Origin of the sequence: Thioalkalivibrio nitratireducens DSM 14787 (assembly GCF_000321415.2) — a bacterium.
GTDB classification, from domain to species: domain Bacteria; phylum Pseudomonadota; class Gammaproteobacteria; order Ectothiorhodospirales; family Ectothiorhodospiraceae; genus Thioalkalivibrio; species Thioalkalivibrio nitratireducens.
In genome coordinates this window covers 2,874,990-2,889,701 of record NC_019902.2, presented here as the reverse complement: position 1 = coordinate 2,889,701, position 14,712 = coordinate 2,874,990, and the positions used below count along the sequence as shown (strand labels likewise).

Genomic DNA, 14,712 nt, shown 5'->3' with positions numbered 1-14,712 from the left:
CTCTCGATGCGCGCCCTCGACCGCAAGCTGCTGCGCGACCTCGCGACGCTGAAGGGGCAGGTGGCGGCGATCGCGGTGGTGATCGCGGCGGGGGTGATGACGCTGATCATCGCGGTGACCACGCTGGACGCGCTGTCGCTGACCCAGGAGCGTTTCTACGAGGACCATCACTTCGCCGACGTGTTCGCGGACCTGAAACGTGCCCCCGACAGCCTGGCCGAGCGGCTTCGCGAGATCCCGGGCGTGAACGTTGCCGAGACCCGGGTACAGGCCGCGGTGCGGCTCGAGGTTCCCGACTTCGATGATCCGGTGCGCGGCCTGCTGCTGTCGATCCCGGACGGGCGCCAGCCGCTGCTGAACCAGCTCTACCTGCGCGAGGGGCGGCTGCCGGATTCGGGGCGCTCCGACCAGGTCGCGGTCAGCGACGCCTTCGCCGAGGCGCACGGGCTGCGTGCCGGCGACCCGCTGCACGCAATCATCCACGGGCGCCTGACCACGCTACGGGTCAGCGGCATCGTGCTGTCGCCGGAGTTCGTCTACCAGATCGCGCCAACCGACCTGCTGCCCGACTACGAACGCTACGGCATCCTGTGGATGAACCGGCGCGCGCTGGCCGGTGCCTACGGCATGGACGGTGCGTTCAACAATGTGGTCATGACCCTGCAGGCCGGCGCCTCCGAGGCCGCGGTGATCGAACAACTGGACCGGATTCTCGCGCGCTACGGCGGCATCGGCGCCCACGGCCGCGACGACCAGCCGTCGCACCGCTTCTTGCACGAGGAACTGCGGCAGTTGCGCGCCCAGGCCGCGATTCTGCCGACGATTTTCCTGTTGGTCTCGGCCTTTCTGCTGAACGTGGTGATGGGCCGGATCATCCGCTCGCAGCGCGAGCAGGTCGCAGTGCTGAAGGCCTTCGGCTACCGCAATCGGGATATCGCGTTCCACTACGGGATGCTCACCGGGCTGATCGTGCTGGTCGGTTGCGTGCTGGGCGTCGGGCTCGGCCTCTGGGCGGGCACCGGGCTGGCCGCGATCTACACCGAGTACTTCCGGTTTCCCGAGCTGCGCTTCCGGCTGCAGGGCTGGGTGCTGTTGCTCGCGGTCGCGGTTGCCTTCGGCGCCGCGCTGCTTGGAACGCTGCGCTCGGTCTGGCGCGCGGTCAGTCTGCCGCCCGCCGAGGCGATGCGTCCGGAACCGCCCGCGAGGTTCCGCAAGGGCTGGATCGAGCGCGCCGTTCCCGACCGCTGGCTGGATCAGGGCGCGCGGATCGTATTGCGCAACATCGGCCGCCACCCGGTGAAGGCAGGCCTGTCGGTGCTCGGCATCGCGATGTCGGTGGGGCTGCTGGTGATGGGCGCCTACCAGCTCAACGCGGTCGATCACATGCTCGACACCCAGTACCGGCTGGTATTGCGGATGGACGTGCATCTGACCTTCACCGATCCGACTCCGGCACGGGTCCACGGCGAACTGCGCCACCAGCCCGGGGTGCTCGCGGTCGAAACCTACCGCAGCGTGCCGGTGCGGCTTCTGGCCGGGCACCGCGACTACCGCACCGCGATCCTCGGGCTGGACGAGGAACCGCAACTGCGCCAGTTGCTCGACGGCCGGCAGCGACCCCAGCGCCTGCCACCCGAGGGGTTGCTGCTGACCGATTACCTTGCGGACGATCTGGGGTTGCAGGTGGGAGACCCGGTGCGTGTGGAAATCCAGGAAGGGCACCGCCGAACCGTCTCGGTGCCGCTGACCGGGGTGGTGGACGAACCGCTTGGGGTCAGCGCGTACATGCGCAGGGATGCGGTGAACCGCCTGATGCGCGAGGGCCCCGCGGTCAGCGGCGCCTGGCTGCTGGTCGATCCCGCACGCGAGACGGAGCTGTTCGACAGCTTGTGGGAGATTCCGGGCGTTGCCGCAATCGGGCAGATCTCGCAGGCCGAGCGCAACATCCGGGAATACATGGGGGATACCATCCTGATGTTCGCGCTGGTGTTCGTTTTGCTCGCGGGATCGATCGCGTTCGCGGTGGTCTACAACAACGCGCGCATCGCGTTCGCCGAACGCGCGCGCGAACTCGCGACGCTGCAGGTGCTCGGCTACTCGCGCGCCGAGGTGAGTGCGATCCTGGTCGGCGAGATCCTGGCACTGACGGTGGTCGCGCTGCCGGTCGGCTGGCTGATCGGAACCGGGTTCGCCTGGGCATTGAACCAGGCATTCAGCATGGACATGTTCCGGGTGCCGCTGGTACTGACGCCGGCGGCCTACGGCTTTGCCACCGCGGCGGTGCTGGCTGCTTCGGCGGTCGCGGCAGTGTTTGTGGTAAGGCGCTTGCACCGGCTGGACAAGGTCTCGGTGCTGAAGGCGGTGGAGTGAGAGCGCGTGATTGCGAATGCTTCCTTCCGCCTCCCGCGAGTGGGGCGAATCCGCCTGGAGCGGATTTCGACGGCCGGACGCGGGCGAGGGGTAGAGGCAGGATGCCTGGAGTGAAGGGGGAGCGGGGTTAGTGCACTGCGGTTGGACCGTGTATTTCCCCCTCTCCGGCCTCTCCACCGTGACCGGGGGAGGGGCCTTGGGGGGGTCGGCCGGAAGGCGATGGCATGGCGGTGGACTCGAGGAGCACGGCTGAATGAAATGGCGGAAGAAGACTCTATGGGCGCTGGTGCTGCTGGCGGCGGCGGGATTGCTCGCCTGGGCGCTGATGCCGGCACCGGTACCGGTGAGCGCTACGGAGGTGCGCTCCGGAGCCTTCGTCGAATCGGTCGAAGAGGAGGGGCGCACCCGCCTGCGCGACACCTTCACCGTGTCCGCGCCGATCGCAGGCTACCTGCAGCGGGTCGCGTTGGAGGCCGGGGATCCGGTGGAACTGGCGCAGGTCGTGTTCCGGATGGAACCGCTTCCCGCGCCGGCGCTCGATGCCCGCAGCCTCGAACAGGCGCGCGAGAACCTGTCCGCGGCGCGGGCGCGGCTCGAGACCGCGCGGGCGAACCTCGAGACCGAGCGCGCCGAGGCCAGTTTCGCGGAATCCGAGTTTGAGCGCTACCGGCAACTGCGCGAGCGCGAGCTGGTGTCCGCAACGGAAATGGAACGGGCGCGCAGTGCGCGGGATCGCCAGCGGGCCGTGGTTCGGGCGGCCGAGCACTCGGTCCAGGTCGCACGCTCCGAGGTCGAGAGTGCGCGGGCGGTGCTCGACATCGCCAGCGGAACGCGACCAGGCGAAGATCAGCCGCTGCTCGAAGTGCGGTCGCCGTCGGCGGGCGTGGTGCTGCACCGCCATCGTTGTTGCGAGGGCGCGATCCAGGCCGGTGAGCCCGTGCTCGAGGTCGGGGACCTCGCGGACCTCGAGATCCAGGTGGACCTGCTGTCGATGGACGCGGTGCGCGTTCGCTCCGGCATGCGCGTAACGATCGGGGGCTGGGGCGGCGACGAGCTGCTCCAGGGACGGGTGCGGCGGGTCGAGCCGGCCGGCTTCACGCGGGTGTCCGCGTTGGGCGTGGACGAGCAGCGGGTGCCCGTGATCGTCGATTTTGCCGACGTGCAGCAAGCGGCCGAACGACTGGGCGTGGGCTTCCGCGTCGAGGCGGAATTCGTGTTGTGGGAGGGGGAAGATGTGACCCAGGTGCCGACCAGTGCGCTGTTTCGGGTCGATGGCCGCTGGGCGGTGTTCGTGGTCACGGAGGGCCGTGCGCGGGAGCGGTCGGTGCAGCCCGGACGGCGCAGCGGCATGATCTCGCAGATCGTCGACGGCCTGAGTCCCGGGGAAACGGTGGTGACGCATCCCGGCGACCGGGTGCGCGACGGCGTCCGCGTGCAGCCGCAGCGCGGCGGCTGATCGGGCGCAAGCGCCCATCCCCGATCCATGAACGAAGTGCGCCCGCGATCGGGCAGGGCATCGCCGGACAGCACCCGGTCATCGGCTGGTGCCGCGGCCGGGGCAGCAAGCGACCGCCCTCGTAGCGGTAGGCGGCGACGGTCTACCGGGCGTGGCCGAGCCAGTAGAAGCGATAGGGGGGGATCACGAGCCGGTCGTTGAACAGCCGGGGGATCTCGCCGGTGTGCAGATCCTGCAGCGTACCGCGCAGGTACAGGCTGCGGTAGCGGATCTGGTTCAGCTCGAGATACTGCGGGTTCGCGTCGAAGTTCGCGACCACCAGCACTGCACACGACTGCTGCTGTTCCGGGTGTGTGCGCAGGTACGCGAACAGGTGCGGATTGTCGAGATCGATCAGTTCACGGTTGTTGAAATCCGCGAACGCCGGAATGCCCTTGCGCGCCGCGATCATCTTGCGGATGCCGTCGAAGATGCGCTGCTCGACGGTTCCGTGCTGGTGTCGGCGTTCGGCTTTCTCCCAGTCGATGCGCGGGCGGTTCATCCAGCGGCTGTCGCCGGCCTTGTTCGGATCCCGAAGATAGCTGTAGTCGCTGAGCGTGCCGATATCGTCACCGTAGTACAGCAGCGGGATACCGCCGAACGACATGATCATTCCGTGCAGCAGCAGGATGCGCTGGATCGCGCGGTCGATCGCCTTCTCGTCGCCGGCCTCGAGCGCATTCTCGAGGCCGGCGAGCGACGCCAGCGAACCGGAGATGCGCGCATCGCCGGTTTTCTCGTTGCGGCCGAAGGGCTGGCCGCGGGCGTCCGAACCCTCGTACTGGCCGGTGAAGTAGTCGACCAGGAACTTGCGGTGGGCGAAGGGCTCGTAGCCGGCGGCCACGATGTCGCGGTCGTCGAACCCGAGCCCGATGTCGTCGTGGCAGCGCACGTAGTTCAGCCAGGTCGCGCGGTCGAGCTTGTTCGGCAGGCTCTTGATGCCGAGGTTCAGCAGGCGCGCGTTGCGTGTCGCCATCGCGTCCCAGAGCAGGGCCATGAAAGTGGCGTTGTATGCGATCTCGCATTCCTTCGCGATCACCGCGTCCTCGCCGAAGTACTTGATGATCTCGAGCGGAGCGACGATCGCCTCGGCGATGAACAGCACGCCCGGTGCGGTGACCTGACAGCAGTCCTTCATCAGCTGCAGGATCAGGTGCGCCTCGCGCTCGTTCTGGCTGGTGGTGCCAATCTTCTTCCAGAGGAACGCGACCGCGTCGAGGCGCAGGATGTCGGCTCCCTGGTTGGCCCAGAACAACAGCACGTCGAGCATCTCGATGAAGACGTCGGGGTTGCTGTAGTTCAGGTCCCACTGGAACGAGTTGAAGACCGTCATCACCCACTGGCCCATTTCCTCGTCGTAGGTGAAGTTACCGGGCGAGGTTTCCGGAAAGATCTCGGGCATGGTCTCCTCGAACATGTCCGGGATGTCGCGGTTGGGGAAGATGTAGTAGTAGTCCTGGTATTTCTTGTCCCCGGCGCGCGCTTTCTGTGCCCATTCGTGCTCGTCGGAAGTGTGGTTCACGACCACGTCCAGCGTCAGCAGCATGCCGCGCTTGCGCATCGACGCCCCCAGTTGCTGCAGTTCTTCGAGGCTGCCCACTCGGGGATCGATCCGGCGAAAGTCACTGACCGCATAGCCGCCGTCGCTGGCGTCCTCGGGGCAGAGCAACATCGGCATGATGTGCAGCATGTTCACGCCGAGTTCCTGCAGGTAGTAAATGCGGGAACAGAGACCGTCGAGGTTGCCTGCAAAGCCGTCGGCGTACAGTGCCATCGCGACCCACTCCTGGTTCAGGAACCAGTTGTGGTTGAGTTCCCGCTCCTTGTCCTGCGCCTCCAGTTCGGCGGAGCGCTCGATGTAGCGGCTTGCCATCACCTCGACCAGCTTGATGGCCTTCTCCCTGAAATCCTCGCGTGTGCCGTACAGCGCGTGGAACAACGAGTAGATCGCGTAGAAGTTCGCACCCAGACGCGTATAGAAATAGCGCAGATCCTGGCGCCGGATCTCCGGCTTCAGTTCGTCGAGGATCTCGTTCAGCAGCGAGTGGGAGACTTGTTCGTACATGGGATCCGTCGCAGGCGTCGGGTACAGTGGGCCCTGAGCCGGTCGGCGCCCGGGGCATGGAGGCGCTCATCATCGGCAACCGGGCGCAGGATCGCAAACCGCCCGGCATCCGGTGCCGCGTGCACCGAAGGCCTGTGGAACCGGGTAACGGGGGGCGGTCTCGATGCGGGTGCGTCGGGCGCGCCGTACCCGTTGGAGGGGCGCGCAAAATCGTTGTGGCCGTGGGCCCCGCGAAGCCTCAGCGCTGGCGCGTATGCGGGGGTGCCTGTCGCGCGATGCGCACCAGTGTGGTGCCGGAGAGCCAGTCGTGGAGCATCAGGCGGCGAGGGTGCAGCTGGCTGAGCCCGATGCCGATCAGCAGCAGCGCAGTGACGGTGATGCTGGCCACCGCGCCGTACTCGCGTGCCAGGTGTACCGCGAACAGCAAGAGCAGCCACTGTGCCAGCGCCACCAGGTAGCGCAGCGTCGCCTTCCACAGGTGTACCCGCCCGCCGTGCTCGCCATGCAGCTGCACGTTCCAGGCCTGCATGCCCAGCGTCTGCCCGGTTCGCGTCCAGAACCAGGTGAAAAAGGCCCAGGCCGCGACGAGTTGGGCGGCCAGCAGCACCGGAACGGGGGGCGGCCCGGTCAGCGTGCCGATGGCCAGGAACGATAGCCCGAGCACCAACCACACCGCGAGAACGAGCAAGCCATCGTAGAACATCGCGGCGAAACGGCGCAGCAGGCCGACCGGATCCCCGGAGGCCGTTGGGTCCGCCATCAGCGGCAGGAGGCCGGGTACCGGGGCACCGGGGGGCGCAGGGCCGGCGCGGAACAGCACGCTCGCACGGTTAGAACACCGAATGGAACGGGATCACGTCCACCTGCTCGCCTGCCTCCGCGCCGCGGCTTTCGCGAGGCAGCACGATGTAGGCATTGGCGAGGCTCATCGAGCGCAGCTGGTGCGAACCCTGGCCGCCGGTGGAACGCACGACCCATTCGCCATCCCGCCGTTCCAGCACCCCGCGCTGGAAGTCGGTGCGCCCGGAGTGCTTGCGCAGATTCTCCAGCAGGCGGGCACGCAGCGTCCATGGCGGCGCCGGTTCGGTACCACACAGCCGGAGCAGCGCGGGACGGACGAACAGCGAAAAGGTCGCCATCGCCGAGACCGGGTTTCCGGGAAGTCCCAGGAACAGGGCCTGGCCGAAGCGGCCGAAGGCAAGCGGCCGCCCAGGCTTCATCGCGACCTTCCAGAAACCGACCTCGCCTTCGCGCTGCAGCAGGCGGGTCACGAAGTCGGCATCGCCAACCGAGACGCCGCCAGTGGTCAGGATCAGGTCCGCGCTCTCCCCGGCGCGGGTCAGGGCCGAGCGTACCGCTTCCTCGGTGTCGGCGATCACGCCCAGGTCCTCGAACACCACCGGGTAGCGGCTCAGCAGCGCGCGCAGGGTATGCCGGTTGCTGTCGTGGATCTGGCCCGGTTTCAGCGGCTGCCCGATCGGCGCCAGCTCGTCCCCGGTGGTGAAGAAGGCCACCCGCGGTCGGCGCACCACCGGAACCTCGCCGATACCCTGGGAGGCCAGCAGCCCGATATCCGCCGGGGTCAGCCGGCGCCCGGTGTCGAGGATTACGGTGCCGGCCCGCGTGTCCTCGCCGGGATTGCGGACGTTGGCACCGCGCCGGGCATCGGTGGCCAGGGTGATGTGGTCCCCATCCACGGTCACGTGCTCCTGCATCACCACCGTATCGGCGCTGTCGGGAACCACGGCACCGGTCAGGATGCGGATGCATTCGCCGGCGCCCAGGGCGCCGTCCCACGGATGCCCGGCGGCCGATATGCCCGCGATGCGCAGCCGGCTTCCGGCGTCGCCGTCTGCAGCGGCGAGCGCGTAGCCGTCCATCGCCGCGTTGCGTGCCGGAGGGACGTCGATCCGCGCTGCCACCGGTTCGGCCAGGATGCGGTCGAGCGCATCCGGCAATGCGACCGCCTCGGAGCCGGTCACCCGTTCGGTGGTTGCCAGGATCCGTTCCAGCGCCTGTTCGACGGTTAGCGCGTTCGGGTCGGATTCGTCCATGCAGGTCTCCTCCACGGTCATGGCGCGGTTGGATGTGCGAAGCCCGGCAGCTGGAACCGCTTGCCGATGAATGCAGCGATCTCCCCGACTGCGTCTAGCGCCAGCACCGGGATGCCTTCGGGTACGGCTTCAGGCCGATCGGTCGCCACCGCGATGATGTTCGGATCGCCGGTGCACAGCAGCGGCCTGCCCAGCGCCGGGCGATGGATCTCGATCTTCGGGATCGGCTCGCGCTTGAAACCCTCGACCAGGATCAGATCGGCGCGGCGCGGGTCGATTCGCGCCACCAGATCGTCCAGCACCGGGTCGATCTCCCGCTCCGGGGGGTTCTCGACCATCAGCGCCCAGCGGCGGCTGGACGCGACCAGCATCTGCGAGGCACCGGCCTTGCGCAGCACGTGGCTGTCCTTGCCCGGATGGTCGATGTCGAAATCGTGGTGGGCATGCTTGATCATCGCGATCTCGAGACCGCCGCTGCGCAGAACCGGCAACAGCCGCGTGAGCAGCGTGGTCTTCCCGGCGCCGCTCCAGGCGGCGAATCCGAGCAGAGGCGGCGGGTGTTTGTCTGAGTCCATGATCGTTTCCACGGTCCGGTTCATGGGGCGCCGGGGTTCGTTTCCCGGCGTTCGAGGATACCCGAGCGCCGGCCCGTTGGCACCCGGGGTACAGGGCCGGGTTCGAGGCTTGTGAAACCCTTGGCGTGAGCGAACCCGCTGCTCCCGCCTCGGGCGATCCGTAAATGCGCCGTCATCCGTCATCCGTCATCCGTCGAACGCCGTGGGCGGGTCAGGCGCGGCGGGCTTTCCAGGGCGGCGGGTGGCCACACTTCGTTGCGCCTGGCGGACCGCGGCGCCGGGGTTGTCGGTGACGCGGGCGGAAGAGCGCAGCGCCCCCGTCTCCCACCTGCCGTCAGGAACCGATCGCGAACAGCCGGAAGGAAGCGCCAGCGACGGGGAACGGTCATCGCGTTCGCGTGCCGCGCTCGAGATCCTCGGGGCGGTTCAGGTTGACGAAAGCTTCGGGCTGGTCCGAGAAGTCGACGACCCGGTGCCGGCGCGAGCAGAGCCAGGCGCCGGCCGCCAGCGGCCCCGCGTCCAGATCGCGGGCCAGATCGGTGGCGAGAGTACCCCCGGGCGTGGCGCGCAGCAGCACGAACAGTGGTTGCAGGCGTGTGCCGTCGTGAGCCATCGCCACCTCGGCGCCGCCGTCCCTCAGTGCTGCGGCCAGGCGTTCGGCGAGGTCGCGCGGGAGCTGTGGTGCATCCACCGGTACGCACAGCAGGCCGTACCCCGGATAGCGGGCGAGTGCCGCGGCAATCCCGGCCAGCGGACCGCGGTAATCGGCGTGCCGGTCGCGGAGTACCGGAAACCCCAGATTCCGGTACTGGTCCACAGCAGTGTTGCTGCTGATCGCGAGGCGGTGGACTTGCGGCCCCAGACGCTCGATAGCGTGTAGGATGAGGGGGCGGCCGTGCCAGACGAGCCAGCCCTTGTTGGCCCCGCCCATGCGGCGGCCCTGCCCGCCGGCCAGAATCAGGCCGACGGAACGCTCGCCGTTGCCGGCTTCATTCGTGACGTTCAGGATTTCGACCATGCGCGTGCTGAAAAAGACCCCAATTCTTCGCTGGATCCTCTGGGCGACCTGCCTGGCATTCGCGGCCGGCTGGCTGCTGGCGGCCTCGGGGGACGAGGAGGATCGCCCGCAGGCCCTGTTGCTGACCGTGGCCGACTCGATCGGACCGGCCACCGGCGACTACATCATACGCGGCATTGCGCGCGCGGAGCGGGAAGACGCCGAGCTGATGGTGCTGCAACTCGACACCCCCGGCGGGCTGGATTCGTCGATGCGCGACATCGTGAAGGCGATGCTGGCCGCGGACGTGCCGGTGGTGACCTACGTGCATCCGGCCGGCGCACGCGCCGCGAGTGCCGGTACCTACATGATGTACGGATCCCACGTCGCGGCGATGACGCCGGCCACAAACTTGGGTTCGGCCACGCCGGTGCAGATGGGCGGCGGGGGGTTCCCGGGCATGGACGACGGCGGCAGCCGGCCGTCGCGCGGCGATGACCGCGGCAACGGGAACGACGACGCAACGAACGGCGACGATGCGCAGGAGACCGACGCCAACGGCGCGGAGGCGAACGACGAGGAGGTCGACGAGGACAAACCGCGCCGCGGCGAGACCGCGATGGAGCGCAAGGTGCTCGAGGATGCGGTCGCGTACATTCGGGGACTCGCCGAGCGCTTCGACCGCAACGCGGACTGGGCCGAACTCGCGGTGCGCGAGGGGGTGAACCTGACCGCGCGCGAGGCCCTGGAAAAGAACGTGATCGAATTCGTCGCGGACAATCTCGATGACCTGCTGGAGCAACTGCATGGGCACAGCGTCCGCATGCCCTGGGGCGATCGGGTGCTGAACACCGAGAACATCGAGGTGATCACGGTCGATCCGGACTGGCGCACCAACCTGCTGGCGGTGATCACCAGCCCGAACATCGCCTATATCCTGATGCTGATCGGAATTTACGGGATCATTTTCGAGCTCTCGAACCCGGGATCGATCTACCCCGGCGTGATCGGCGCGATCTCGCTGGTGCTGGCGTTCTATGCATTGCAGGTGATGCCGGTAAACTACGCGGGGCTCGCACTGATCCTGCTGGGCCTGATCTTCATGGTCGCCGAGGCGTTTCTGCCGAGTTTCGGGGTGCTGGGCATCGGTGGCATCATTGCATTCATCACGGGGTCCATCATCTTGTGGGACGATCCGAATCTGAACATTTCGCTGCCGCTGGTCGTGGGGACGGCGCTGGTCGTTGCCGTGTTCTCCATCTGGGTGCTCGGGCGCCTGTTCCGCCTGCGCCGGGTCCGGCCGACGATCGGTCGGGATCACATGGTGGGTATGGTCGGCGAGGCACGCGAGGACTTCGACCACAGCGGACGGGTGTTCGTCCATAGCGAGTTGTGGACCGCGGAGACCACCGCGCCGGTGGAACGGGGGCAGAAGGTCCGCGTCGTTGCCGTCGAGGGGCTCCGGCTGAAGGTCGAGCCGGTTGCCGAGGAGTCCGCCGACGCCGCCCGACCGGCGTCCTGACATCGCGCGCCCGGTCGCCACCGCGGCCGGGCGCGCCCAGAACAACCCAAGTGAAGGAGTACACGCAATGACCGGTGCATATCTGTTCCCACTGGTGATCGTCGTCGCGCTGATCGCGATGTCCATCAAGGTGCTGCGCGAGTACGAGCGTGGCGTGGTCTTCTTCCTCGGACGTTTCCAGTCGGTGAAGGGGCCGGGCCTGATCATCATCATCCCGGGCATCCAGCAGATGGTGAAGGTAGACCTGCGCATCATTACCCTCGACGTGCCCAGCCAGGACGTGATCTCGCAGGACAACGTGACGGTGCGGGTGAACGCGGTGCTCTACTTCCGCGTGGTCGATTCGGCCAAGTCGGTGATCCAGGTCGAGGACTATTTCGCGGCCACGAGCCAGTTGGCGCAGACCACGCTGCGCTCGGTACTGGGCAAGCACGACCTCGACGAAATGCTCTCCGAACGGGACAAGCTCAACACCGACATCCAGGAGATTCTCGATGCCCAGACCGACTCCTGGGGCATCAAGGTCACCAACGTCGAGATCAAGCACGTGGACCTGAACGAGTCCATGATCCGCGCGATTGCGCGCCAGGCCGAGGCCGAGCGCGAGCGGCGCGCGAAGGTCATTCACGCCGAGGGCGAGCTGCAGGCGGCCGAGAAACTGTCGCAGGCGGCGAACATCATCAGCCAGAACCCGGCAGCGCTGCAGCTGCGCTATCTGCAGACGATGGCCGACATGTCCAACAGCGGCCAGAGCAATACGATCTTCTTCCCGCTGCCGATGGAACTGACCAAGGTCTTCGATGCCATCGCCGCGAAGTTCGGAGCCCACGGCACCGCGGCCGGTGCCGCGAAGGACTGAGGCCAATCCGGCAGGGCACGGGCCCGGGCCCTTGCGCCCGGACCCGGCCCTCGACCGGTTTCTTGACGAACTCTGGGCGGTCGAGGGCCTGGCGCGCCTGACCCTCGATGCCTACCGACGCGACCTGACCGCGCTGGCCCGGTGGCTGCACCCGCGCGGGGTGGGCCTGGCCGACGCCAGCCGGTCGGATCTGCTCGACTTCCTCGGCGCGCGCATGCGCGCGGGTGCCCGTCCGCGCTCGGTTGCGCGCTGGCTGTCCAGTCTGCGCCGCTTCTATCGCTTTCTCACCGCCTCCGGCCTGCGTCGAGACGACCCGACTGCGCGCATCGACGCGCCGCGCCTGGGACGGCCGTTGCCCGGGAGCATCTCCGAGATCCAGGTCGAGGCCCTGCTGGCGGCGCCCGATCCGGAGGATCCGCTGGGACGGCGCGACCGGGCAATGCTCGAGCTCCTGTACGCGACCGGGCTACGCGTGTCCGAGCTCGTCGCGCTGGAACAATCGCAGGTGAATCCCAGGCAGGGCGTGCTACGCGTCACCGGCAAGGGATTGCGCGAACGGCTGGTGCCGCTGGGAGAGGTCGCCGGGGACTGGCTGGCAGACTACCTGGAGCGCGGCCGCCCGGCGCTGATGCAGGGCCATCCGCCGGCCGAGGCGGTGTTCGTGACGCGGCGCGGCCGTGCCATGACGCGGCAGGCGTTCTGGTACCGCATCAAGGCCTACGCGGCGGCTGCCGGGATCACGTCTGAGCTGTCGCCACACACGCTGCGTCACGCGTTTGCGACGCATTTGCTCGATCATGGCGCCGACTTGCGCGTGGTGCAGATGCTGCTCGGCCACAGCAGCCTGTCGACCACGCAGATCTACACGCACGTCGCCCGGGCGCGCCTGCAGGCGCTGCACGCCCGTCACCACCCGCGCGGTTGACATGCGATTGCAACTACGGGTTGCCACGCAGGTCGAAGCGCGCATCGGCAGTGGTACACTGCCGCCCGTTTTCACCCAACCGACGAGACCCCCATGCTACGACCCCGCAGACTCCTGATTCCGCTGTTGACCCTGCTGATCGCGGCCCCGGCCGCCGCCAGCGACGCGATCGAGCAGCGCCTGGCCGAGGTGGTGCCGACGGACGCGCCCGACGCGATCGAGCCCACCGCCATCCCGGGCGTGTTCGAGGTGCGCTACGGGGCAGACGTGTTCTACGTATCCGAGGATGGCCGGTACCTGATCCAGGGCAGCCTGATCGATCTGGAGACCCGGAGGAATCTGACCGAGGAGACGCGCGAGCAGGCCCGTGCCGCCATGTTCTCGGAGATCCCTGATTCCGAACTCACCGTCTACGTTCCCGAGCGGGAAGTGCGGTACGTGATGAACGTGTTCACGGACCCCAACTGCCCGTACTGCCGGCGCCAGCACCAGGAGATGCAGACTTACCTGGATGCCGGGGTGAAGGTCCGCTACTTCATGTACCCGGTGCTGGGGCGGGAATCCCCCGACGTGATGCGCAATATCTGGTGTTCGGACGACCGCAACGCCGCGATGGATCTCGCGAAGGAAGGCAAGCCGGTCCCCGAGGCACACTGCGACACGCCGGCCGACGAGCATTTGGCCCTAGGGCGGGAACTGGGGATCAGCGGAACCCCGGCAACCATCACCAGCGGCGGCCACCAGATCTCCGGGTATCGGCCGGCGATCGAGATCATCCAGACGCTGAACAGCGCGCGGTAAGCGACGCTCCGGCACACCGCCCCCGGGGCTGCGCGCCCTGAGGGCGGTTTTGACCGGCTCAGTACAGGAGCGAGACCATTCGGCGCCGGTACTGACCGACCAGTTCATGTCGCGGCCCCAGCACCTCGAATGCCGCGAGCAGGCCCTTCTGTCCCGCGTTGTCGTTGTAGCTCCGGTGGCGCTGCATCAATTTCAGGTACAGGTCCATGGCCTCCTGGCTGCGTCCTGCAACCATGTAGGCGGCGGCCAGCCGCTCCAGCGCCTCGGGGTCGTCGGCGTGGTCGCGTACCGCCTGCTCCAGCGTGGCCAGGTCGGTGCCGTTTGCGTTCTTCGCGAACACGAGCCGGGCGCGTAGCTGTTTCACCGCATCCTGTTCGTGCACGTCCATCGGCAGCAGGTTCAGCTGCTGCTCGGCGCCCTGTGCATCCCCCGCCTGCACCAGCGCGCGTGCCAGATCGATCTTCAGGTCGTGATGCTCGGGGTCGGTCGCCACCGCGGCGCGCAGGTTTTCCACTGCACCGGCGACATCGCCGGCTTCCAGCCGCGCCAGCGCCTGTTCTCGGATCCGGTCGGACGGGCGTTCGAGGTATTTGTCGATGATCGCGCGGATCGCGGATTCGGGCTGTACGCCCATGAACTGGTCGACCGGCTTGCCGTTGCGGAAGCACATCACCGTGGGCAGGCTGCGTACTCCGAACTGGCTGGCGAGACCCTGCTGTTCGTCGCTGTTCACCTTCGCCAGGCGGAACTTGCCCGCGTATTCGTCGACCAGTTTGGCCAGCACGGGCATCAGCATCTGGCAGGGGCTGCACCAGTCGGCCCAGAAATCGACCAGTACCGGGCGCCGGAAGGATTCCTCGATCACCGCCGCCTCGAAGTCACCGGCGGTGACTTCGACTAGGTCGTTCGTTGCTTCTACCATGTAAAGACTCCGGAATCTGAATGGGTGCAATTCGGCAATGCTGCACATTGTCGGGCCAAATGCCCCGAATTCAAGCGCCCGGGTGCAGTGGGGGAGGGGGATCGTGCGCCGATTTGCCGGGGCACAC

12 protein-coding genes are annotated in these 14,712 nt (G+C 67.7%); 6 read left to right on the top strand and 6 right to left on the bottom strand.

Features of this window, described 5'->3' with window-relative positions; all coding sequences use genetic code 11:
• The first annotated feature begins 6 nt into the window (after positions 1-6).
• Positions 7-2,370 (top strand): ABC transporter permease, encoded by a 2,364-nt coding sequence (locus TVNIR_RS13235; RefSeq protein ID WP_015259546.1) that lies wholly within the window; start codon positions 7-9, stop codon positions 2,368-2,370.
• Between the two features lie 253 nt (positions 2,371-2,623).
• The gene (locus tag TVNIR_RS13230; protein ID WP_015259544.1) at positions 2,624-3,826 is read left to right on the top strand and encodes an efflux RND transporter periplasmic adaptor subunit; all 1,203 of its coding nucleotides are present in this window, start codon (positions 2,624-2,626) and stop codon (positions 3,824-3,826) included.
• A gap of 142 nt (positions 3,827-3,968) precedes the next feature.
• On the opposite strand, the gene TVNIR_RS13225 is transcribed toward TVNIR_RS13230, so the two are convergent.
• The 5 genes from TVNIR_RS13225 to mobA form a co-directional block, all read right to left on the bottom strand.
• Positions 3,969-5,930, bottom strand: coding sequence for an alpha-amylase family glycosyl hydrolase (locus tag TVNIR_RS13225; RefSeq protein WP_015259543.1), 1,962 nt, complete (start codon positions 5,928-5,930; stop codon positions 3,969-3,971).
• Between the two features lie 238 nt (positions 5,931-6,168).
• Positions 6,169-6,690 carry an RDD family protein gene (locus TVNIR_RS13220; RefSeq protein ID WP_043740662.1) on the bottom strand — a complete coding sequence of 174 codons (522 nt, stop codon included), beginning with the start codon at positions 6,688-6,690 and terminating at the stop codon, positions 6,169-6,171.
• A gap of 70 nt (positions 6,691-6,760) precedes the next feature.
• Entirely contained in the window at positions 6,761-7,984 is a 1,224-nt protein-coding gene (gene moeA, locus TVNIR_RS13215) for a molybdopterin molybdotransferase MoeA (RefSeq protein WP_015259541.1), read from the bottom strand.
• A 17-nt stretch (positions 7,985-8,001) separates the two neighbouring features.
• Positions 8,002-8,559: a molybdopterin-guanine dinucleotide biosynthesis protein B gene (mobB, locus tag TVNIR_RS13210; protein ID WP_043740659.1), complete on the bottom strand. Its 558-nt coding sequence runs from the start codon at positions 8,557-8,559 to the stop codon at positions 8,002-8,004.
• A gap of 385 nt (positions 8,560-8,944) precedes the next feature.
• Positions 8,945-9,577, bottom strand: a complete 633-nt coding sequence (gene mobA / locus TVNIR_RS13205; protein ID WP_015259538.1) for a molybdenum cofactor guanylyltransferase MobA — start codon at positions 9,575-9,577, stop codon at positions 8,945-8,947.
• On the opposite strand from mobA, the gene TVNIR_RS13200 reads away from it, so the two are divergent.
• The 4 genes from TVNIR_RS13200 (at position 9,576) to TVNIR_RS13185 (ending at position 13,663) form a co-directional block, all read left to right on the top strand.
• A complete protein-coding gene (locus TVNIR_RS13200) occupies positions 9,576-11,078 on the top strand; it encodes an NfeD family protein (RefSeq protein ID WP_015259539.1) in 1,503 nt (500 codons plus the stop codon). The genes mobA and TVNIR_RS13200 overlap by 2 nt on opposite strands.
• Positions 11,079-11,145: 67 nt before the next feature.
• On the top strand, positions 11,146-11,937 hold the full coding sequence (locus tag TVNIR_RS13195) for a slipin family protein (protein ID WP_015259537.1): 792 nt from the start codon (positions 11,146-11,148) through the stop codon (positions 11,935-11,937).
• Positions 11,938-11,968: 31 nt separating this feature from the next.
• Positions 11,969-12,862, top strand: coding sequence for a site-specific tyrosine recombinase XerD (gene xerD, locus TVNIR_RS13190; protein WP_015259536.1), 894 nt, complete (start codon positions 11,969-11,971; stop codon positions 12,860-12,862).
• Positions 12,863-12,955: 93 nt separating this feature from the next.
• Complete coding sequence (locus TVNIR_RS13185; RefSeq protein WP_015259535.1) at positions 12,956-13,663, top strand: DsbC family protein; 708 nt, start codon at positions 12,956-12,958, stop codon at positions 13,661-13,663.
• Between the two features lie 58 nt (positions 13,664-13,721).
• Here TVNIR_RS13185 and trxA read toward each other — a convergent pair whose 3' ends face one another.
• Positions 13,722-14,585, bottom strand: a complete 864-nt coding sequence (trxA, locus tag TVNIR_RS13180; RefSeq protein WP_015259534.1) for a thioredoxin — start codon at positions 14,583-14,585, stop codon at positions 13,722-13,724.
• Positions 14,586-14,712: the final 127 nt, after the last annotated feature.

Excerpts from the sequence above, each read along its gene's own strand:
- moeA (WP_015259541.1), bottom strand. The coding sequence starts at position 7,984 with ATGGACGAATCCGACCCGAACGCGCTAACCGTCGAACAGGCGCTGGAA.
- TVNIR_RS13185 (WP_015259535.1), top strand. The coding sequence starts at position 12,956 with ATGCTACGACCCCGCAGACTCCTGATTCCGCTGTTGACCCTGCTGATC.
- TVNIR_RS13225 (WP_015259543.1), bottom strand. The coding sequence starts at position 5,930 with ATGTACGAACAAGTCTCCCACTCGCTGCTGAACGAGATCCTCGACGAA.
- TVNIR_RS13230 (WP_015259544.1), top strand. The coding sequence starts at position 2,624 with ATGAAATGGCGGAAGAAGACTCTATGGGCGCTGGTGCTGCTGGCGGCG.
- TVNIR_RS13220 (WP_043740662.1), bottom strand. The coding sequence starts at position 6,690 with ATGGCGGACCCAACGGCCTCCGGGGATCCGGTCGGCCTGCTGCGCCGT.
- trxA (WP_015259534.1), bottom strand. The coding sequence starts at position 14,585 with ATGGTAGAAGCAACGAACGACCTAGTCGAAGTCACCGCCGGTGACTTC.
- TVNIR_RS13195 (WP_015259537.1), top strand. The coding sequence starts at position 11,146 with ATGACCGGTGCATATCTGTTCCCACTGGTGATCGTCGTCGCGCTGATC.
- TVNIR_RS13200 (WP_015259539.1), top strand. The coding sequence starts at position 9,576 with ATGCGCGTGCTGAAAAAGACCCCAATTCTTCGCTGGATCCTCTGGGCG.
- mobA (WP_015259538.1), bottom strand. The coding sequence starts at position 9,577 with ATGGTCGAAATCCTGAACGTCACGAATGAAGCCGGCAACGGCGAGCGT.
- mobB (WP_043740659.1), bottom strand. The coding sequence starts at position 8,559 with ATGGACTCAGACAAACACCCGCCGCCTCTGCTCGGATTCGCCGCCTGG.
- TVNIR_RS13235 (WP_015259546.1), top strand. The coding sequence starts at position 7 with ATGCGCGCCCTCGACCGCAAGCTGCTGCGCGACCTCGCGACGCTGAAG.